The organism is Nioella nitratireducens (assembly GCF_001879715.1).
Classification (GTDB): domain Bacteria; phylum Pseudomonadota; class Alphaproteobacteria; order Rhodobacterales; family Rhodobacteraceae; genus Nioella; species Nioella nitratireducens.
The window spans coordinates 1-20,526 of the sequence record NZ_MNBW01000031.1; the positions used below are offsets into that span (position 1 = coordinate 1).

Below are 20,526 nucleotides of genomic sequence, written 5' to 3' on the forward strand. Positions count from 1 at the left end.
ACATCTCGGTAGTCACACAATGGCGAATCCTGCCATAACAATATCAATCACTTAGTCGATTTGCTGTCGAACTTGGGGGGCCCGCTACCCGTGCAACAGGGGGGTCATTTTTGGACGCCTATAGGGGGTCAAAGTTGGGCGCCGATTGACAGCCAGGTTGGTGTCGATCGCGTCGTCGATCCATGCGTAGAGGGGGTGCGGCGCGACAAACTGGATGAGACTCAGCGACAATCAGGATGAGACGTTGCGGCGGGTGTGTGTCGAAGGGAGGGCGTAGCCCGACCGGAGCCTGCAACACAACGTCAGTCGTCTGTCGGCTCTGCATGAACCAGCCGACCACGCGGCGCGAGAAGAGGTCGATGACGCCAGCCAGGTAGGCAAAGCCTTCCTGCGGCTTTTGGAAAAAGCCTGCCGTGATACGGCAGGCGTTCATGTTCAGTGGGGCCTTGAGACCTCGCTTAGCCTTATTCGCAGGTCCAGTGGTAGCGGGAAAAATCGAACGCCACGCTCTGCATCGGAACATAGGCAAAGCCCTCAAGGCACTCATGGATCACATGGCGCTGTTGTGATGCCAGCAGCGGAATGGTCCGTTGATCCTCGTTCAGCGTGGTGAAGATTTCTTGGTAGAGCGCATTCTGTGCGTCCGGATCGGTTTCAAGGCGCGACTGGTCGATCAGCGCGTCGATCTCGGGGTCCATCACCCAATCCATCGACGACCAGGTCCCTGCCGAATCCGAGTGATACTGAACATAGAACACGGAATCCGGCGACGGATAAGTCGGCCCGTAGAAAATCTGGCTGAAATGCGGAGTCGTCTCCGGCGACGTGGCCAGTTCGGTAATCCGGTTCCACGGGTCAGGCTGGATCGTCACGTCGAAGCCGATCTGGGAGAGGTTCGATGCCATCAGCAGGGCGATTTCCTCTTCAAACGGCGTGTTGGCGACATAGCCATGGGTCAGAGGGATCGGCTCGCCGGTGTAGTAAGGCGACTGTTCCACCTCTGCGCGGGCCGCTTCCAGGTCGAAGACCGGCGCCTCGGCATCCGCAGGCACGGCGGCGGTAAAGGTGCTGGCCAGCGGACCGGTCATCGGCGCACCGGGATAGAGCACGTTGCGGATGGTGTCGTAATCCGTCGCGAGGGCAATCGCGCGGCGGATATGGATGTCATCGGTCGGCGCGATCTGGTTATTGACCTTGAAGTAGAAGCCCGTCGCGGTTTCCGCTTCGATCAGGCGGTAGTCGTCCTGCGCTGCGATCCCCTCGTAGGTCTCGGTCGCCTGATACTGCGAAGACAGGCCCAGCTCGCCCCGGCGGGCCAGCGAACGAACGGTCGCCTCGTCACGGGTGATCACGAAGCGGACTTCATCAATCGGGCGTTCGCTCGGCCACCCGGCGTGATAACCATCGTAGCGCTCAAGGGTCATCTGCGACCCGCGCGACCAGTCGGCCAGCGTGTAGGGGCCGGCTCCGACCGAGGTTTCCGACAGGAAATCCTCGCCCCACGGATCGTCATCGGTGGTTTCAACCGCCCCTTCGTTGATCACGAACAGAAGCGGCGTGATGGCCAGGAACGGAGAATAGACTTCGGACAGGGTGATCTGCACGGTATGGCCATCGACGGCGACGATGCTGTCTTCCGACACCACGTCGGTAAACAGGTAGGCCGGGCCTTCGTTCAGGGTCAGCAGACGCCGCATGGAATAGACGACATCCGAGGCCTCGACCGGGCTGCCATCGGTAAAGGTCGCATTCGGGTTCAGGTGGAAGGTGTAGGTCAGGTTGTCGTCCGAAATCTCCCAGCTGTCCGCCAGTTGCGGCACCACGGCACCATCGGCGTCAACCGTCGTCATGGCGTCATAGAGGTTCACGGCGGCCATGTACTCGGTGTAGTCCGTGATCTTGGACGGGTCGATCGTGCCGAAGATCTGCACCACATTCACGGTGATGCGCACATCGTCTTCCTGTGCGGTCGCTGCACCGGGCAGCGTCAGGGCAATGGCTGCGGCCATCGCGGTTGCATTCAGCAGTTTTTTCATTGGTCTGGTCTCCTGTTGGATCAAGTGAAGACAGGTTCCCGAGCTGGTGATTCAGCAAGGGTTTCAAGGGGTTGGAAGGCGTGTGGGTATCCAAAGTAGCCTGGTCCGGCGAGCTTGAGCCCCTCGGGGCTGCGCCATTGCGGATCGGCGGGCAATCCGATCAGGCGAAGGCCAAGGCCGAAGCGCAGGGACTCAGTGGTGACCGGCAGGCCGCCATCGGCGTCGAGCGCGCAGATAAGGTCGGGTGTCAGCGCCAGGGGCGTTCCGTCCGCGTCTTCCAGGCACAGAAACTCGTTTTGGAAGGACAGCAGGAACTCCCGCCCCTGATCGGCGTCGAGGCCACGCAGCCGTGCCTTTCCGCGGGCGAACCCCCCGATGGTGCGCCGCTCGATATCAACCACCCGCGCGGTGCACAGGGCCACGCCGCCGCAGCGCGAGATCAGCGCGTCACCGGGGTGTCGGTTTGCCTTGCGCTCGGACTGAATGGTCCTGCCAACATCGCGCACGAGGCTCAGCGTTCCGCGCAGGAGTCCCGCCTTCATCTGGGCGCCGGACATCGGGTAGAGCGCAACGAGCGCGGCGCCACCCATTTCGACGGTGACCGAGCGGGCCATCCGTTCGGTCCAGAGGTTCGAGATGGCGTTCAGCACCCCGTTGTTGCCCTTGTCGTCAGCGATCACCATCGGCGTGGCGGCGATGTCGTGCAGGGTGAGGCTGACCATTTGCAGTTCCGGGAAGGCGCGGCCCATCCCGTCGCCGTCGATCAGTGGCAGCCCGGTATGGGCTGCCACAGCGAAAGGAATGGTGGAATTCAGACCGCCCGCTTCGATGCAGATCAGGTAGTCGGCCTTCCGTCCGAGATAGTCCTCCAGCGCGCCAAGTGCCGACAGGGCTTCGTCACCGTTGGGCAGCTTTTCGACCATCACCGTGGGCGCGCCCATCATGCAGACAGGGACACACAGCGCATCGTCCGGCACATCCGCGGGAGCGACGACCTCCACATCCGTGCCGTTCTTGCGCATCATCGACTGCGCCATCAGCCGCCCGATATAGGGATCGCCGCCACCTCCGGTTCCAAGGAAAGCGCCGCCGAGGGCGATCTCCTCCATATCTTCCGGTCCGATGTGAAAGCTCATGGCGCGGCCTCCTTCGCCGGGAGCGGACGGAAGGTCACCTCGGGGTGGCCGAAGCAACTCGGGCCAACAACATCGAGCGCATCGCTGGTGCGCAGCAGCGGATGGCAGGGCAACGCCAGAACCGCGACCCGCTGACCGTAGCGCAGCACCTCGGTCGTCAGCGGCAGCCCGCTGTCGAGATCGAGCACCACGACCAAGTCGGGCACACAAACTTCGACCTCACCATCGCGGCTGAAGATCAGGAATTCGTTCTGGATCACGATCTCTGCTTCCGAGTCGCGCCAGCCCTCCAGCCCTTCGATCTGGGCAACCCCAACGTTGAAACCGCCTTTGAAGTGGCGCTTCAGGTCGGTGATCTTGCCCGCGAAAACCTGCCGCCCGCCTTCGCGGTCGCAAATCGCCTTGATCGGGTCTTCATGGTCGCGGCGCGCCTCCAGCACGGCATAACCGAGGCCGATGGCCTGGGTGTAGGTGTGCGGGATCGAATAGCGCTTCATGAACGCGCCGGACATGGGCGCGGCGGCCAGAACCGACGCCCCGCCCTGCGCGACGACGCAGGCGCGGGCCATGGTCTCGTGCCATTTCTCGGTGATCGCATGATCGAAGATGACAATGTTGCCATGCGGGTCGCACATCACCGACGGTGTCGTGCGGTGGCCGTAGATGGCATAGGTCGTCATCTGCATTTCCGGAAAGGCGCGGCCCATGCCGTCACCGTCCACGACCGGCAGCCCGGCAAGCGCCGCCGTCACCAGCGGTTCCATCGAGTTCTGACCACCGATTTCCTCGCAGGCCACGGCGTCGGCGGTGATGCCAAGGCGCTGTTCCAGCGCGCGCAGGCACCGCAGGCCCTCGCGCCCTTCCTTGATCCGTTCAAACGAGACGAGGGGCGCACCGATGCCACCGAGCGGGATCACCTGCGCCTGGTCGTCGAGCGTCTCAAGCGGCTGCACGCGCAATTCATACCCTGCACGCAGGACCTCGCGGGCGCGCAGCTTGCCGATATAGGGGTTGCCACCCCCGCCGGTCCCGAGAATCCCCGAGCCGATCTCCAGCGCTTCAAGATCCTGTTCGGTCAGGCTGACGGTTCCTTTGGACAGATCAAGCATCGAGCCCCTCCATGTCGCCGACCACTTTGACGTGGATGCGGGTTGCATTGCCCGGCAGGTAGGCCAGCGGCACGTCTTCGCGCTCGATCACGTCGAGCGTTTCGGCCACGGCCCCGGCATTGATGGCCGTTGCACGGGCTTCGGAGTCTGCCTGAGCAAGGCAATCCTCGCGGGACTGGCTGGCGAGCGAGAAAATACGTTCCACCTCGCCCGAGATCTGGGCGATAGCCGCGCCAACGGCATTGGCCACGGCGAAGTTTTCAGGGCGCAGAACCTCCAGGTCGCCAATACGGTCGGGGGCCAGGATCGACCCGCCACCCACGGCGATGACCGGCAGCGGCTCGGGGCTGACACGGCTGCGTTCAACAGCGTCCTCCAGCATTTCTCCGATGCGGGCCCTCACCGCCGCCACGAAATCCGGGTCCATATCCGCAACCTTGGATGGGTCGCCGATCTCGGCTTCTCCCGCTGCAACCGCAATATCGGTGCAGGTCAGGGTCCCGCCGCCGAACACGCGGGCCTCGGACCCCAACCGGTAGCCCACGGATTTCGGCCCGATGGTGAGGTCATCCTTCTCGCCCGAGATAATCGTGCCGCCGCCGAGACCGATGGCGAAAACGTCGGGCATTCGGAAGTTGGTTCGCACGCCACCCACGTCGACCACGGTCGATGCCTGCCGGGGAAAGCCCTTTTGCAGCGACCCCACATCGGTGGTGGTGCCGCCAATGTCGATCACGATCGCATCCTTCACGCCGGTCAGGAACGCTGCCCCGCGCATGGAATTCGTGGGGCCGGACGCAAAGGTCAGCACCGGGAACCGCCGCACCATGTGGGCGGCCATCAGCGTTCCGTCATTCTGGGTGACGTAGAACGGGCAGGTCAGGCCCGCGCCTTTCAGCGCATCGCCAAACGCTGTGATGGTCTTGTCGGCAAGCGACAGCAGGCTTGCGTTCATGATCGCAGCGCTTTCGCGTTCCAGCAGGCCGATCCGGCCGATCTCGCTCGACAGCACGACCGACAAACCCGGCACAGCCGCTTGCAGAATGTCCCGCGCCTCTTCTTCCATCTCGCGGTTGATCGGAGAGAAGACCGAGGAAATGGCAGCGGTGCGGATACCCTTGGCGACGATCTCGTCAGCGATACGGCGCAGGCCGTCGCGGTCCAGTTCGGCAATCTCGCGGCCGTCGAACTCGTAGCCGCCATGCAGCATGTAGCGATGGTCGCCGACGACCTCGGCCAGATCCTCGGGCCAATCCACCATCGGCGGCAGGCAGGCCGTTGCAGGCAAGCCAAGCCGGATCGCCGCCACCGGGTCAAGCGCGCGGCGCTCGATCACGGCGTTGGTGAAATGCGTCGTGCCGATCATCGCAACGTCGACGTTGGCGCGTTCGACACCGGCTTTCTCCAGCACCGCCTCCAACGCTTCGGAAATGCCGCTCATGACGTCTTCCGTCGTGGTGCATTTCACGCCGGCCAGCACCTTGCGCCCGTCCAGAATGACGGCGTCGGTGTTCGTGCCCCCGACATCAATTCCCAATCTCAAAACCATGCGTTTTCTCCTTCCAGGTCATGCCGCAGAGGACACGAGGAACTTCTGTTTTTCGGCTTGTGTAACGATCGGCTTCGCGGCCTCTTCCTCGGTCGAGATGACCGGAACGGCAGCGATCAGCGCGCGCGTGTAGGGGTGTTTGGGATCGGCGAAAACCTGCGCCGGTGTCCCCTGCTCGACCAGTTCGCCACGCAGCATGATCGCGATATGCGAGCAGAAATTGCGCATGAGCGAGAGGTCGTGACTGATGAATAGGAAGGTCAGCCCAAGGTCGGACCGGAGCTCTTCCAGCAATGCGATGACCCGCTTCTGCACCGACACGTCGAGTGCCGACGTCGGTTCATCCAGCACGATCAGCTTGGGATCGGCGGCCAGCGCCCGCGCGATGGCAATCCGTTGTTTTTGCCCCCCAGACAGTTCATGCGGATAACGGGCCGCGAAATGGCGGGGCATGTTGACCAGCTCCAGCAACTCGTCGGTGCGTTTTGCCCGGTCGGTCGCATCGAGCCCGGCAAAGCGCAGCGGCACGTCCAGCGTTTGCGCGACAGTGCGCTTGGGATTCAGCGACGTGCCCGGGTTCTGGTAAACGATCTGGGCCAGCTTGCGGTCGATCCGCCCGTCTTTCTGGGCGCTCAGGTCCATGCCATCGACGGTGATCTTGCCCGAGGTGGCCCCCATCATGCCCATGACCATGCGGGCCACGGTGGTTTTCCCGGAGCCGCTTTCACCGGCCAGCCCGAAAATCTCACCCCGCGGAATGTCGATCGACACGTCACGCACCGCATGGGTGTGATCGCTCGCCCCGAGGAGATGGCGACGCGTGAAGGTCTTGCTCACGCCTTCCAGCTTGACCAGCGGGGCCTCGGACGAGACCGGCTGATCCTTGACCGATGCGCCGTAGAGCGGCGGGATCGCGTTGATCAGTTCGCGGGTATAGTCGGTTCGCGGGTTGTCGAAGATTTGCTCCAGCGGCCCGTGCTCGACGATCACGCCCTTGCGCATGACGTAGACGTAATCGGCCGTCATCCGCACCACGCCGAGGTTATGCGTGATCATCAGGAGGGACAGGCCCACTTCCGTGACCAGGTCGTTGATGAGCCGCAGGATTTCGTCCTGCGTGGTCACATCCAGCGCCGTTCCCGGCTCATCCGCGATCAACATCGCGGGGCGGTTCATCAGGGCAAGCGCAATCAGCACCCGCTGCCGCATCCCGCCCGACAGCTGCGCCGGATACGAGGCCATCACCCGCTCGGGGTCGCCAAGCTGCACCTTGCGCAAGACATCATGAATATGGGTCACACGATCGGCCCGGCTGCGCCGTTTGCCTGCGCGGCGGTCGGCCCAGTAGAGCACGTCTTCCAGATGCCGTCCGATGGTGAAGACCGGATTGAAGGACGACAGCGGGTCCTGCATGACGACCGACATCTCGATCCCCTTCAGGCGCTCGCGCTCGCCATCGGATTTGCTCAGCAGATCCTCTCCGCGCCACGACACCTGGCCGCTCTCGACATTGGCATTTCCGGGCAGGGTGTTGAGGATCGTCTTGGACGTCACGGATTTGCCCGAGCCTGTCTCCCCGATCAGGGCCACGCGCTGGCCTTGTTCGATTTTCAGCGACACATCACGCAGAACCTGGGTGCGCTGGCTGTAGGACGAAAACGAGACGTTCAGGTCATTGATCTCAAGAAGCGCCATTCTCAGACCTCCACGTCAAACATGTCGCGCAGGCCGTCACCCAGCAGGTTGAAGCCGAGGGTTGCGTAGAAAATCCCGAGCGCCGGGGTCAGCACGCCCCACCACATTTCGGGCAGGAACTGACGCCCGTCGGCGACCATCGACCCAAGGTCCGGGGTGGGCGGGCGAACACCGAGGCCAAGAAAGGACAGCGTTGCGCCGAAAAGGATCACGAAGGCCGCGTCGAGTGTCGTCTTGACCGAGATCACGGCGATGCAATTGGGCAGAATTTCCTTGGTCAGGATGTGCCAATGAGTTGCCCCGGCCAGCCGTGCGGCTTCCACGAAATCCTCAGCCGCGACGGATTTGGCGACCCGGTAAACCAGCCGCGCGTGCCACGTCCACCACAGCATGGCGATGGCGATCATCGCGTTGATGAGCGTCGGGCTCAGCACACTGCCGACGGCCAACGCCATGATCAGCGGCGGAATGGCCAGCATCACGTTGGTAAAGCCGGTGATCAGGAACTCTGTCCGGCCGCCGAAATACCCTGCACAGAGGCCTAGGGCCGCGCCGACCGGAACGGCAACCCCTAGGACACCGACCACCAGCAGCAGCGAAACACGGAAGCCGAAGATCACCCGGCTCAGAATATCGCGGCCCACCTTGTCGGCCCCGGCCCAATGTTCGGAGGATGGCGCGGCGTGGCGATTGGCAAAGTCGATCACGTTGCCCGCATGATCCGGATAAGGCGCGATCCACGGCGCGAATGCTGCACAGAGCAAGACAGTGATGACCATGAAGGCACCGATCAGGGCCACCGGGTTGGCGCGGAACCGAAGCCAGGCCATGCGCCGGGCTGACAGGATGACCGGGGCGTCAGGCTCGGGAATGGAAACGGAAGTGGCGGACATCAGCGGCCCTCCTTCAAGCGAAGGCGCGGGTCGAGCGCGCCGATGGCAATGTCGATGACAAGATTGGCGAGCACGAAGAACATGCCGGAGACCATCACCACCGCCATCACGGCGTTAAGGTCGTTCTGCATGATCGATTCCAGCCCGTGCGAGGCGAAGCCGCCCCAGACGAAGACCATCTCTACCACGAAGGCGTTGCCAATGAGCGACGCGAATTCCAGCCCGAGGATCGTGAGGGGCGCAACGGACGAGAGCTTGAGAAGGTAGCGGAAGGTCACCACCCGATCCGGCACGCCGAAGCTGCGCAGGGTCTGCACGTGATCGCGGCGGAGGTTCTCGATCATGGCCGAGCGGGTGATCCGCATGATCTGCCCGATCCCCGAGAGCGCCAAGGCCAACGCGGGGAACGCCAGATGCTGCAGCGCACTCAGAACGACCGCGAATTGCCCGGACAGCAACCCGTCGATGATCAGCAGACCGGTCGGGCCGTCCGGCACAGTCAGATCGCGGTCAATGCGCCCAAGAAGCGGCCAATCGGACAGGTAGTAAGCCGCGAAGAGCTGTAGCAGGATCGCTACGAGGAAAGCGGGCATCGTGACCCCGACCATCGACAAAAGCCGCAAGACCGTATCGACCCATCCGTTCCTGTGCCGGGCGGCCATCATGCCCAGGGGCAGACCGACCACGACCATGAGAAGCAGGGTGACAAGCACGAGTTCCAAAGTTGCCGGCAGAACCCGCATGATCTCGTCCGTCACGGGGCGGCCGGAAATCAGGGAAGTGCCGAAATCGCCATGCACCGCGCCAGACAGGAAGCGGATGTACTGAGTCGGCAACGGGTCTTCGAGGCCCATCTCTTCGCGCAGATCCTGAACCTGCTCTTCGCTTGCTGCGGGCCCCATCGCCATGCGGGCGGGGTCACCGGGAACAACGCGGGCCAGAAGAAAGATCATCAGCGACAGCACCAGAAGCACTGCGGCGAAGCCGACGATTCTTCGCAAAAGGAATTCAAGAAAGGTCGAATGCATGAGGTGCAACGCTCCGTTTGGGGCCGATACCAGAGCTTCGCGAACCGCCGGAAATAAATCCAGAAAGGAGTGGGATAGGTTTTTTAGATATTAGGATAGGTTTTTTAGATATAGATGCTGAACACACCCATTCTCGCCCGGTTGCTTGCCGGGAAAAGAAAGGACGGGTCTTCAGAGAAGCTAACAGGTGACCGTCAGGTCTCGACGATTCCCGCATGCCGCGCTGCCATGGCCGCGCTGCGCCGATCCGAGACGTCGAGCTTTCGGAACAGGTTTTTCAGGTGAAACTTGACGGTCGGAAGGCTGACGCTCATCTGGTGCGCGATTTCCTTGTTCGAACACCCTTCGACCAGCAACAGCAGCGCCCGCAATTCCTGCCGCGACAGGCCTCCTGTGGGCGCTTGGCCGACAACACCGGTGCGCAGCTGGCGCGGCGGCTTCACATGGCGCATGGGGCCACCCGCCATCCGGGGATCGTCGAGAAGCCCGATCACCAGCGGGCGCTCCTCCAATATCGGCGCGAGGCACTGTCGCGCCGTGCAATGTTCAAGCGCATCCGCCAGAAGGTGGCGCGCATCCCCGACCTGCCCGCGCCTGCGCGCCGAGACGGCTTGCCAGATCTTCACGATCTGGCTTTGCCGCCATGTCAGGTTCGGGTTGGCCGCCAGAAAGGACAAACGGTCCGCGAGAATCTGATCCCGCGGCCTTTCGAAAAGGTGCTGCCGCAACCAGATGAGCGCCTGCATGATATCTTCGGCGTCGCGCAGATCAACGAGGTTCTCTCCCGCACTGTCGATCCAGACCCGCCCGATCCGCGTGGCCATCGACTCGAGCTTGGTCCGCGCTTCATGCCAGCGCCGCACGGTTTGCAGCAGCATGATTTCGCGCCGCTCGACGGCGAGCCGAAAGCGGCGCGTCCGCCACATCTGCACGCGCCACCCTTCGAGATAGGACATTGCCGATTCAACACCCCGCATCTGCAACAGAGCCTCCGCCCCGAACGCCAGCGCCTGCTCGGCTATGGTTGGCCAGAGTTCGCCATACACGAAGCCCTCGAAGGCGGTTTCGGCGAAATCCGCCATGGCCTTGGGCTCGCCCCGCTCGTAAGCCACCTGTGCCCACAGCAGTTCGAGAAACCGATCATCCTGCGGCGTATCGAATGGTGTCGCCGCCAATTCCTCGGCCGCTCGGTCGAGGTAAGGTTCGGCCTTGGCGATCGCCCCCTGCATGAGATGCATCAGGGACAGGTGGACATGGATGTAAAACGCGAGGTAGGGCGCCTCTGCCTCACGATAGTGCAGCAAGGCACGCGTCGCCGTCGCCTCGGCCTCGCCGGTCATGCCCATTTCGATCTGGTGATCGAGCGCGATGTTGTAAACCGACCCTCGCAAAATGCTGTTTTCGGGCGGAATTTCAGCCAGCAACGCCCCGTATTCCGACTGAGATCCCGTCCGGACCGCCGCGCTGTTGTTATAGACCTGCAGAAGCAATCGCGCGATCCGCAGTTCGACATTCCGCGCAATCGCGGGATCACTCATGGCCGCATCGAGCAGCCGCTTTGCATGTCCGACCTGTCCGGCCTTCATGACCGTCATCGCTTTCAGCGCCAGCACCGATGGGTCATTGTCTTCGCCAAACGCGTCGAGAACCGCGCGCGCCGCCTGGGGGCCGTATCGGTGACCGAACATCACCCCTCCGCCCTTCTGCAACAATGACACCGCTGATTTGCGACGCCCCGCCGCCAACAGGCCACGAATGGCCGCATCCGGCTCTCCGCCACGGTATAGAATTCGGGCCGTTTCTGACAATTGCGCCTCATCCTCCATGGTTTGGCGCAGCAGCTGCGACAACGGAGTATCCGGCAGGTGCCAGAAACCATGCGGAGATCGCTCGACAAGCGGTTGCAGCCAAGCGAACCCGGCGCGCTGCGCATCCGTCAACCTGACGTCCATGATTCCGTGATGAGCGCTGGACACGGACTGAAGAAGCGCCCGCAAATCCGAGGCAAGCCCGGGCAGCACCGTCGATTTCAAAAATGCCTGAACGGTGGCGTCGTCGTCGGGCGAGCGAGAGTAGTGGCCGTAAAGTGCCGGCCAACCAGATGAACGCCGCCATGCTTCCGAGCCATCGTCGGGCAGAAATAGATCTGCATTTCCGATCTCTTTGACTTCACCGTAGAGGGCCCAGCGTGAAAAATCGCGAATTTGAGCGGGTGTTGCTGCAATGATCCAGTGCTGTGCATCTGAGGGCGGGATTGAAATGAATTCTTCTGCAGGAAGGTCGACCAGAACCAGCTTGGCTCGCGATAAAGGATCTCCCTCCATCTGGCGGTTGACTCGGACCCCGTGCTGCGATGCGAGCTGGGACAGTATGGTAGTCTTTCCAGTTCCCGGAAAAGCGTGCAATAGGAGAAGTCTTGGGCCGATATCCAAGCTATCGAACGCCAAATGGGCGCCTTCCGCCTCTGCCTCTCGATCACGTCCTTCTTCCGACACTGAGATTTCCATGGGGCTAGGGTCAACAATGCGATTCTCGCATGATGCCCTCCGATCCGAAAGGTTGTTGATCAAATGGATCGTTGCGGTCAGTTTTCAGCGGTCTTGTTGCGACAAAGCCCTCGGTCTCGGCAACACCGTGATGGTTGAACTGGCCGTGTTGAGCGCAGCAGCCGACCGCAGCCTGCGTCGTCTGGACTAACGCCTGAGACCGCGCGCCGCGTCGCGGCCGATCTCAGATGGAAAGTCTATCGCCGGATTCTACGGCTGAGTTCGCTGCCCGCACGGCTGGTCTCGCGAGACCCGGGGCGGCGACTGCGCTGGACGATCCGCGCGCTGCTGGTTTCCCCGTTCAGTGCCCCGGGTACGCCCGGATATTCGGTGGAGACGCGGCGCGACGGCGATGACATCCTCACACATTTCACCAATTGCCCGCCACTGAGCTTCGTGCGCCAAGTGGCCGAGACCGACGACAACCCCGATACGCTCGAAACATTCCGCCAGAGTTGGTGCAACTATGACTGGCCGGACGCTGACCTGATCGCGGGGGGCCAGGGTGCGCGGTCATTGTCGCAGGGGCCGGACGCTTTCGGACGGTGATGACGTCTGCGACATGTGTTGGGCGGCGCAGTCGCGACGGCGCGAGGGCGCCGCACCTGCACGGATAGCGTAAGATGCGCTTCGTCCTACTGGTCGATGGCAACCAAAGCTCTGAAAAACAGGTTGCCGAGGCGATCCTATCCCCTGACAACTGACGCCTCGCGCCCTTGCATCCCATTCAGTTCGTTGCGCACCACATTCGATACCGCCCCTGCCCTGTCACCTCGCGGATCAAACCGTACTTTTCCATCCACGCCAGATTGCGTTGAATGGCGGCGCGACTGGCACCTGTCATGGCCTCTGCCATTGGGGCGGACACCAAAGGCCACTCGGAAAAGGCTTTTCTCAAGGCGACCGGCGTGCGGCCCGACAAATGTGCCATGGCGTTCTCTCCCCGCCCCCTCCACCTTTCAATATCGTCAAGTGTTCGCATCGCTGCTAGGATCGCGTTGTTCATCCCATCTAGCCAGCGAGCAAGGCGCTCTGGTGGGGAGCCAGAGGCCCGCAGTCCCCCTGCTCCACCCAAAGCGAGCGGTGCAAAGATGGCACCGCTTCCATGGCTTGCCGCGATCCTAGCCGCGGTGACGGCCGCTTCGATCTGGTCGCCGTGTTGTCCGAGGCCAGCCAGGTTCCAGAGATGAAAGCCCATGCAAGCCCGCGTGATTGGGTGGAGCTCGGCTGCTGCGGCCATTACGTCCAACCATCCGCCCGCGCGATCTTCGAAACGCTCAGCGCTGTCTTCAATTTTCTCGGGATCGCGGCGATCCAGGAAGGCGGCCAGGTCAGCCTTCGGCCCAGGACCGCCTGTCAGGCGCCGAACAGCCCATCCAACTCTTGCCAGTGCATTTGGGTCATCCTGTGCACCTGACAGCCGCATCGATATCCAGAGCGCCAGACGATCAGAACTCACCCGATCCCCTGCGAACCAGCTAAGGTCCGCTGCCTCGATAAGAGCGAGGCGATGTCGCCAGCCTTCCGGGCCGCGCAGCAGCCGGTCATCCAGAGCACCCAGGCGTCCAGCGACCCGTGCCAGTCGCGCAGCGTGAACGCTTTCTGCCTTTGCCCAGTCTTCGATGACAGCAGTGTCGGGCGGTTCTGCCCGTGGTCCGGGAGGCAAATCATCTGGTTCTTCTTCGAGTGGTCCCGGCAGAAACCAGAGATCCTCTTCGCGAGCCTCTTCATCCTCCTCGATGGTGATGAGGGGGTCGTTAAAATCATCAGTAAAAATGGATGCTTGGGTATTCATAGGTGCAAAATACTGTTCTTTTGCACATTACCCAAGTGATTTTGTGGCGGTTGCCTTCGCTCTCTATTTAGTATGCGCGCGCGACTGCCGGTGGAACCTCTCAGATCGCGCTCAGCGCAAGGAAACCAGGGCATTGTACGCCAGCACGACGAGAGAATACCCTCTTGCATTCGTTTACAAACGGTCGTTTATTGGCGGTATATGAAACTGCAAACGGCCTGTTTTGATGCCCCTGATAGGTTATGCCCGCGTATCAACCGAGGATCAGACCCCCCTGCCCCAGTCAGAGGCTCTGAAGACTGCAGGTTGCGTCGAGATATTTGAGGAGCAAGCCTCGGGCGGCAATCGTGCGCGGCCGGTGCTTGCGCGGGTGTTGGAGCGCATCGGCAAGGGCGACACGCTCGTCGTCGTGCGGATCGACCGCCTGGCGCGGTCGTTGTCGCATCTGCTGGAGGTGATCGAGCGGCTCGAGGCCAAGGGTGCGTTCTTCCGTTCTATTCAGGACCCGATCGACACCGGATCACCGCAAGGCAAGTTCACGCTGCAGGTCTTGGGCGCTGCGGCTGAGTTCGAGCGCGCCCTGATCCGGGAACGCACCAAGGCCGGCCTCGCCAGCGCGCGCACAAAGGGCCGCGTGGGCGGGAACCCTGGGCTGCGTGCCAAAGACCCTGCTGCTCTTCGCAAAGTGCGGCTGGCGCGACAGGACGGCTACATGGAGCGTTTGAACGAGACGGCACAAGATTGGGTGCCCCATGTGCGCCGGTTGCGACCCGACTTGGCTTGGGAGGACGTGCTGCGCATCATCAACGGCCCCTTGCCCGAGGCGCGTCGCTGGACCCAAAGCCGCCTGCTGCGCGCTGTGAATGCCTATGTCCGCGACGGCTTCCTGCCTACCGAGGTGCTGGCCCGCGCCGGGCGCCGCGAAACGGACGATCGCCTGCCCGCCATTATTGCTGGCATCAAGGGCGTAGATCCTGACATCACGCTTCAAGCGATCTGCACCCGGCTCGAAGCGATGCGCGAGCGCACGCCCCGCGGGCGGACAAGCTGGCAGCCTTCTTCGGTGAAGATGCTGCTGGAGCGGGCCGAGAGGCTGGGGTTGCTCGACTGAGATCCCCGAGAATCGTCCATCCGATTCTGCCGACTGATTTCTGTACGCACTCACAATACATCTTGTGGTCACTTCGTACCTGGCAACGAGGTGTTGAAGTAGAGTGAGAGCGCAGTCGCCCAAGACGCTGATTTTTAACAGTTTACCGTCGACAGAAATCAGCGCCTTCAACGCGCTCAGGCCGCTCAACGGTTTGGTCTGGATTTATCCACAATATCTGTTAAGCTTTGCAAAACAATAAAGACTTGAGGGCAGTGATGAACGGGATACGGGCCTCCCAGAGATTTGAAGTCATGTCCAAGCGGCTTGGTAGTCGGTTGCGTGAACATGCGCAGGAAACCTTCCCACCGGACGCTCAGAAGGGCCTCCGCCGCTTCGCCATGCGGGAAGCGGCTGAACTTCTTCGCATTAATCAGAACACCTTCCGCCATCATGTGTCAAACCTCGAAGGCTTCCCCGAAGGTGTTCTGGAGGGCGGCAACCGCCGTAGCTTCTCTGCAGAGGAGATGGTCGAGGCACAACGCGTACTTCTCGAGACTGGAAGGATCAAGCCAGAAGAACACCCGCACAGAAGACCGGGAGAGGCTTGTCAGGTCTTGACGATCTTCAACCTGAAGGGTGGTTCGGCAAAGACGTCATCTGTTGCCCACGTAGGACAACTACTGGGTCTGCGCGGCTACCGGGTCTTGCTGATCGACCTCGACAGCCAGGCAAGTCTGACAAACCTGTTCGGGGTTACTCCCGAGCTCGATCCGGATATGCCGACTTCATACGATCTTATCCGATCCGACGATCCATTGCCCGCAGCAGATATCATTCGCAAAACGAACTTCCCGACTGTGGATCTGATTCCAGCATCCATGGACATCATGGAGTACGAGTTCGAGGTCGCCTTGAGCTTCAGGCACGGCGCCACCACGTTCCATAGCCGCATCCGGGAAGCGCTTGAGCCCGTCCTCAACCGATATGATGTGGTGATATTTGACACCCCACCGCAGCTGAACTTCTCTGTGATCTCTGCACTCTTTGCATCAACTGGGGTTCTGATCCCGCTCAACGCGTCGATGCTCGATGTCATGTCGCTGGCGAGCTTTCTGGGCATGGCGAGCAACCTGATGGGCGTCGTCGAGGCACATGCCCCGGAACATGGACTGAACTTCGTGCGAGTTCTGATCACCCGCTACGAAAATACGGATGGTCCGCAGGTGCAGATTTCATCTCTGCTTCGGACAGTCCTCGGGGATGCCGTGCTGTCTGCCGAGTTTCTGAAATCAACAGCCGTGGGTGATGCTGCGAACACCCAGCAGAGCATATTCGAGGTCGAACCTCGCGACGTGAATCGCAGAACTTACGAGCGCGCGATCGAGTCCGTCTCGCGCGTGACCGACGAAGTTGAACGCGAAATCCTGAAAGCATGGGGGCGTAGCCATGGCGCGTAAGGTCTTCGGGGACTCACTCAAGAACGCGATGGGCAAAACGCCGCCTTCGGACGAGGATCTGGATGTGAAGCGAACGAGCCCGACTGTAGCTCGCGCACAAGCATCCGTGCTCGAAGAGGATAAACACGCCACGCGGCTGATCGACCCGACCGCCATTCGGATGTCCGCGGTCATGGACCGCATCGATCCAAGCGATGGTCTGGATGAGCTTGTCTCGTCGATCCGCGAGCACGGTCAAAAGGTTCCAGTGCTGGTTCGCCGAACCCAGGACGGTGCGCTTGAGATCGTCTATGGACGCCGTCGGCTTCTCGCTTGTCGCCAACTTGGTCAGAAAGTGCGCGCCACGGTCATGGAGATGACCGACGAGGAAGCTCTCATTGCCCAAGGCGTGGAGAATAATGCGCGTCAAGACCCATCGTTCATCGAAAGGGCTCTGTTTGTCGCCGGGATCATTCGAGAACTTGGGAAAACCGACGAAACGCGCAAGAACGCTCAAACGATCGCGTATCGGGCACTTCAGATCGATGAATCGCTCGTCTCGCGGATGAACCGTATAGCTACGGGCATTCCGATGGAACTGATCCAGGCTATCGGACCTGCACACGGCGTTGGTCGACGGGTTTGGGAAAAGCTTTTCAGGCTGTGCGAGAAAGACGTCGCGAGAGCCCGAGAAGTTGCCGGCAAAATCCCTCGCAACGTACCGGGCCCCGACCGTCTCGAAGCGGCGGTTACCTTGCTGACAGCCACCAAACCGTCGACGCAGAAGACACATCTCAGTGAGCGCGTGAAGATCGGCCGAAAGGGCAACCGCATCACCATCGATGTGGACGCTGATCTTGTCCCTCGTGTTGAGGAGGCAGTCCGGAAACTGGTCATGGAGCTTCTTGACCGCGGTCAAGACGGGCCAAAGTGACGACCCCGTGTCTTGACCGCGGTCAAGACATCAAAAGCAACGAGCAGAAAACGAAAGGAGGACCGGCTAGAAAAAGAAAGACCCCCCGAAAGCGATGCTTCCGAAGGGCCTCAATCAGTCTCGACACCTGATTGATACCCCCAAAACGAATCGATTTCAACACCGCTCGCGGTGAACGGGGAAGCTTTTTCTTCCGAAACACCATGAAACATGCAACTGAAACAACAACCGCCCTGGCGGAACGGACATCTTTGCCCTGCCCTAACCCCTACGAGCTTCTGGGCCCAGTTCGCGTACTGAGGAAGGAGCTCGGTCTCACAACCAATGACCTCGCCGTTCTGACCGCGCTCATTAGCTTCCTACCCCGCAAAGAACCTGAGATTCAGGACAGCCAGCGACTTACGCTCACTGTCGTGTTCCCATCGAACGCTTCTCTGTCAGAGCGCGCCAATGGACTCGATGAGAGAACACTTCGACGCAGCCTGGGACGCCTCTCAGCTGCTGAACTGATCGAACGCAAGAACTCAGCAAATGGCAAACGCTTTCCGCTGAGGTATGGAGGCGTTATCAGAGATGCCTTCGGTATCGACCTGAAACCCTTGATACAGAGGTACGGCTCGCTCGCGACACAAGCCTTGCAACTCACCGAAGAACGCGAACGCTTGCGCTCACTGAAGGCTGAGGCGTTGGCCCTACGTGCTTCGCTACTCCAACAGACACGCTTCGATGAAGCAAAGCTCTCTACCCTCAACATGATCAGAAATGTCCTGCGTCGAGCAACACTAACCGTTGATGCAGTCCTGAGCGTTATCTCGGAACTTAGAGCCCTCGGAGCCGATACCCACGCAAGCTACGGTGAACACCATGCCGCAGCAAAAGCTAGTTCCGAAGATAATTTACAAGCTATCGAACACCAACCTTATGCACCAGAATCCAACGATCTGCCCGCCACAAACGGACAAAATGTCCGGCACATAGAGTCTATAAAAAAAGATATTAAAAAGATTGCTCCCTCTACGGACAATCCCGGTGAACAAACCACAAAAACCAAATCGACGATGAACCGAGACCCAGCACGCATGGCATGGGAAGACTTCACCCATGTTGCGGGATTTTTCCCAGAACCGCCGCGTACAGGAGAAGCCCTCACCCGCATTCTATACGACCTCGGTCGATTGCTTAGAATAAGCCAAGACGAACTTCGGTATGGCATCCAGAAAGCTGGCGCGGGAAAACTGCTTCTCGTCTTCGACTACCTGATAGCAAGAGCAGACACGATCAAACACCCTAACGCCTATTTCGAAAGGATCCTACGCACACAACTTGCTCCCACATGAACTTCTTGACCGCGGTCAAGAACAACCGTGAGAGGGAAAGGAGTGTTGGTTTGAGGGTGACGGGAAGTGAGATCGGAAGAGTGGCTTCCGGCGCCCGTCGTGGAGAAGATCTGATGACGAAAGCTGTCCAGAAAATCACCCTGTCCCCTTCGCGGGATATCCCTTTCGACAAGCTGGTGCTGAGCCAGTCCAACGTGCGGCGCATCAAAGCTGGCGTGTCCGTCGAGGAACTGGCCGACGACATCGCCCGCCGCGGCCTCTTGCAGAGCCTGAGCGTGCGGCCTGTGTTAGCTGACGATGGCACCGAGACCGGCAAGTTCGAAATTCCCGCCGGGGGTCGTCGGTTCCAAGCATTGTCCCTGCTGGTGAAGCAGAAGCGGTTGGCGAAAACGACGCCCATTCCCTGCATCGTGCGCGATGCTGCGTCCGACATCCTGGCCGAGGACGATTCCCTTGCAGAAAACATGCAGCGCGTCGCCCTGCACCCGCTCGATCAGTTCCGCGCGTTTGTGTCCCTGCGTGACAAGGGTCAGAGCGACGCAGAGATTGCTGCCGCCTTCTTTGTGACGCCGCAGATCGTGAAGCAGCGCCTGAAACTTGCTTCCGTCGCCCCTGCCCTGCTTGAGATCTATGCCGAGGATGGCATGACACTGGAGCAGCTCATGGCCTTCACCGTGAACCCCGATCACGCGCGTCAGGTTCAGGTCTGGGATGTGATCCATTCATCCTGGAACAAGGAGCCATTCCAAATCCGGCGGATGCTGACCGAAACCTCGGTCCGGGCGTCCGACCGGCGTGCGGTCTTTGTGGGTGTTGAGGCGTATGAAGCGGCGGGCGGCACGATGCTGCATGACCTCTTTCAGGGCGATGACGGTGGTTGGCTCGAGGACCCTGCTCTGCTCGATCGGCTGGTGGCCGACAAGCTCCAGGCCGAGGCTGAGACGGTTGCGGTTGAGGGCTGGAAGTGGATCGAGGTCGCACTCGACCTGCCCTACGGCTACAGCCACGGCCTGCGATCCTTGTCCGGCGATCCGGCACCCATGACGGATGACGAAGGTGCGGCCCATGCCAAACTGCTCGCCGAGTATCGGGCGCTCGAGGAAGAATACGCGGGACAGGATGAAATCCCCGACGAGATCGACACGCGGCTTGGCGTGTTGGAAACGGAGATGGAAAAGATCGAGACCCGGCCGTTGATCTTCGACGCGGAGGAGATCGGGCGGGCAGGGGCGTTCGTCACGCTCGACCGCTACGGCGCTCTGGCAGTCTATCGCGGCTATGTGCGTCCAGAGGATGAGCCCGTTGACGAGACCGCGGTCCAGGATGGTGCTGATCCTGCGGTGGCGGGGCAGGGGGATGATCGTGATCTCACTGATGGCTATGACAGTGCCGCTCATGCCGGAACCGTCATCATGTCGGGAGGCCAGCCGATCGGCGCAGACCTTTCTGAGGAGGAAGACGACGGCGCGCTGAAGCCGCTGCCCGAGCGGTTGGTCATGGAGTTGACGGCCCACCGGACGCTGGCGCTGCGTGAAGCGATCGGGCGCTCGCCCGACGTGGCGTTGACGCTGCTGCTCCTGAAGCTCGTCACGGACACCTTCCGCACCTCCTCTGCTTCGGGCTGCTGTCTCGAGGCATCCGTGCGTCCGGTCTACATGTCGGCGCAGGCGCCCGATCTGAAGGACAGCGTGGTGGCCAAGCGGGTCGACGAGCGTCACGCGGAATGGGAAGCCGATCTGCCGCTTGGCGACGATGCAGCGCTCTGGGACTATCTGACGGTCCTCGATCAGGGCAGTCGCTTGGCCTTGCTGGCGCATTGCCTCAGCTTCGGCGTCAACGCGCTGCATGAAAAGGTGAACCCTTACGGGGCAGGCATTTCCGCTGGCGGTCTGACCCGGCGGATGGCGCATTCCGATCTCGTGGCGCGTGCCACAGATCT

16 protein-coding genes are annotated in these 20,526 nt (G+C 61.2%); 7 read left to right on the forward strand and 9 right to left on the reverse strand.

Annotation, left to right across the window (positions count from 1 at the left end):
- Positions 1–464: 464 nt before the first annotated feature.
- From BKY27_RS18310 to BKY27_RS18345, 8 genes are all read right to left on the reverse strand, one after another.
- Positions 465–2,036 (reverse strand): ABC transporter substrate-binding protein, encoded by a 1,572-nt coding sequence (locus BKY27_RS18310; RefSeq protein ID WP_071675909.1) that lies wholly within the window; start codon positions 2,034–2,036, stop codon positions 465–467.
- A 20-nt stretch (positions 2,037–2,056) separates the two neighbouring features.
- Positions 2,057–3,172, reverse strand: coding sequence for a DUF917 domain-containing protein (locus tag BKY27_RS18315; RefSeq protein WP_071675910.1), 1,116 nt, complete (start codon positions 3,170–3,172; stop codon positions 2,057–2,059).
- Positions 3,169–4,281, reverse strand: a complete 1,113-nt coding sequence (locus BKY27_RS18320) for a DUF917 domain-containing protein (RefSeq protein ID WP_071675911.1) — start codon at positions 4,279–4,281, stop codon at positions 3,169–3,171. Before BKY27_RS18320 ends, BKY27_RS18315 begins: the two co-directional genes overlap by 4 nt.
- Complete coding sequence (locus tag BKY27_RS18325; RefSeq protein ID WP_071675912.1) at positions 4,274–5,830, reverse strand: hydantoinase/oxoprolinase N-terminal domain-containing protein; 1,557 nt, start codon at positions 5,828–5,830, stop codon at positions 4,274–4,276. Before BKY27_RS18325 ends, BKY27_RS18320 begins: the two co-directional genes overlap by 8 nt.
- 18 nt (positions 5,831–5,848) lie before the next feature.
- Positions 5,849–7,525, reverse strand: coding sequence for a dipeptide ABC transporter ATP-binding protein (locus tag BKY27_RS18330; protein ID WP_071675913.1), 1,677 nt, complete (start codon positions 7,523–7,525; stop codon positions 5,849–5,851).
- A 2-nt stretch (positions 7,526–7,527) separates the two neighbouring features.
- Positions 7,528–8,418: an ABC transporter permease gene (locus BKY27_RS18335; RefSeq protein WP_084668035.1), complete on the reverse strand. Its 891-nt coding sequence runs from the start codon at positions 8,416–8,418 to the stop codon at positions 7,528–7,530.
- Positions 8,418–9,446, reverse strand: a complete 1,029-nt coding sequence (locus BKY27_RS18340; protein ID WP_071675914.1) for an ABC transporter permease — start codon at positions 9,444–9,446, stop codon at positions 8,418–8,420. Before BKY27_RS18340 ends, BKY27_RS18335 begins: the two co-directional genes overlap by 1 nt.
- A 194-nt stretch (positions 9,447–9,640) precedes the next feature.
- The gene (locus BKY27_RS18345) at positions 9,641–11,398 is read right to left on the reverse strand and encodes a helix-turn-helix transcriptional regulator (protein WP_158515002.1); all 1,758 of its coding nucleotides are present in this window, start codon (positions 11,396–11,398) and stop codon (positions 9,641–9,643) included.
- A gap of 610 nt (positions 11,399–12,008) precedes the next feature.
- Between BKY27_RS18345 and BKY27_RS20565 the strand changes: the two genes are divergently transcribed.
- Positions 12,009–12,143, forward strand: coding sequence for a hypothetical protein (locus BKY27_RS20565; RefSeq protein ID WP_267888903.1), 135 nt, complete (start codon positions 12,009–12,011; stop codon positions 12,141–12,143).
- A gap of 179 nt (positions 12,144–12,322) precedes the next feature.
- Positions 12,323–12,541: a hypothetical protein gene (locus BKY27_RS18350; RefSeq protein ID WP_071675916.1), complete on the forward strand. Its 219-nt coding sequence runs from the start codon at positions 12,323–12,325 to the stop codon at positions 12,539–12,541.
- A gap of 178 nt (positions 12,542–12,719) precedes the next feature.
- Here the strand turns inward: BKY27_RS18350 and BKY27_RS18355 are convergent, their stop codons facing one another.
- Positions 12,720–13,787, reverse strand: coding sequence for a hypothetical protein (locus BKY27_RS18355; RefSeq protein ID WP_071675917.1), 1,068 nt, complete (start codon positions 13,785–13,787; stop codon positions 12,720–12,722).
- A gap of 226 nt (positions 13,788–14,013) precedes the next feature.
- Between BKY27_RS18355 and BKY27_RS18360 the strand changes: the two genes are divergently transcribed.
- The 5 genes from BKY27_RS18360 to BKY27_RS18380 all read left to right on the forward strand — a co-directional run.
- Positions 14,014–14,898 carry a recombinase family protein gene (locus tag BKY27_RS18360; RefSeq protein ID WP_071675918.1) on the forward strand — a complete coding sequence of 295 codons (885 nt, stop codon included), beginning with the start codon at positions 14,014–14,016 and terminating at the stop codon, positions 14,896–14,898.
- Between the two features lie 293 nt (positions 14,899–15,191).
- Positions 15,192–16,337: a plasmid partitioning protein RepA gene (gene repA, locus BKY27_RS18365; RefSeq protein ID WP_157729110.1), complete on the forward strand. Its 1,146-nt coding sequence runs from the start codon at positions 15,192–15,194 to the stop codon at positions 16,335–16,337.
- Complete coding sequence (locus tag BKY27_RS18370; RefSeq protein WP_071675920.1) at positions 16,327–17,250, forward strand: ParB/RepB/Spo0J family partition protein; 924 nt, start codon at positions 16,327–16,329, stop codon at positions 17,248–17,250. Before repA ends, BKY27_RS18370 begins: the two co-directional genes overlap by 11 nt.
- A gap of 203 nt (positions 17,251–17,453) precedes the next feature.
- The gene (locus BKY27_RS18375; protein WP_071675921.1) at positions 17,454–18,587 is read left to right on the forward strand and encodes a helix-turn-helix domain-containing protein; all 1,134 of its coding nucleotides are present in this window, start codon (positions 17,454–17,456) and stop codon (positions 18,585–18,587) included.
- A 113-nt stretch (positions 18,588–18,700) separates the two neighbouring features.
- On the forward strand, positions 18,701–20,526 hold a 1,826-nt coding region (locus BKY27_RS18380), incomplete at its 3' end, for a ParB/RepB/Spo0J family partition protein (protein WP_071675922.1).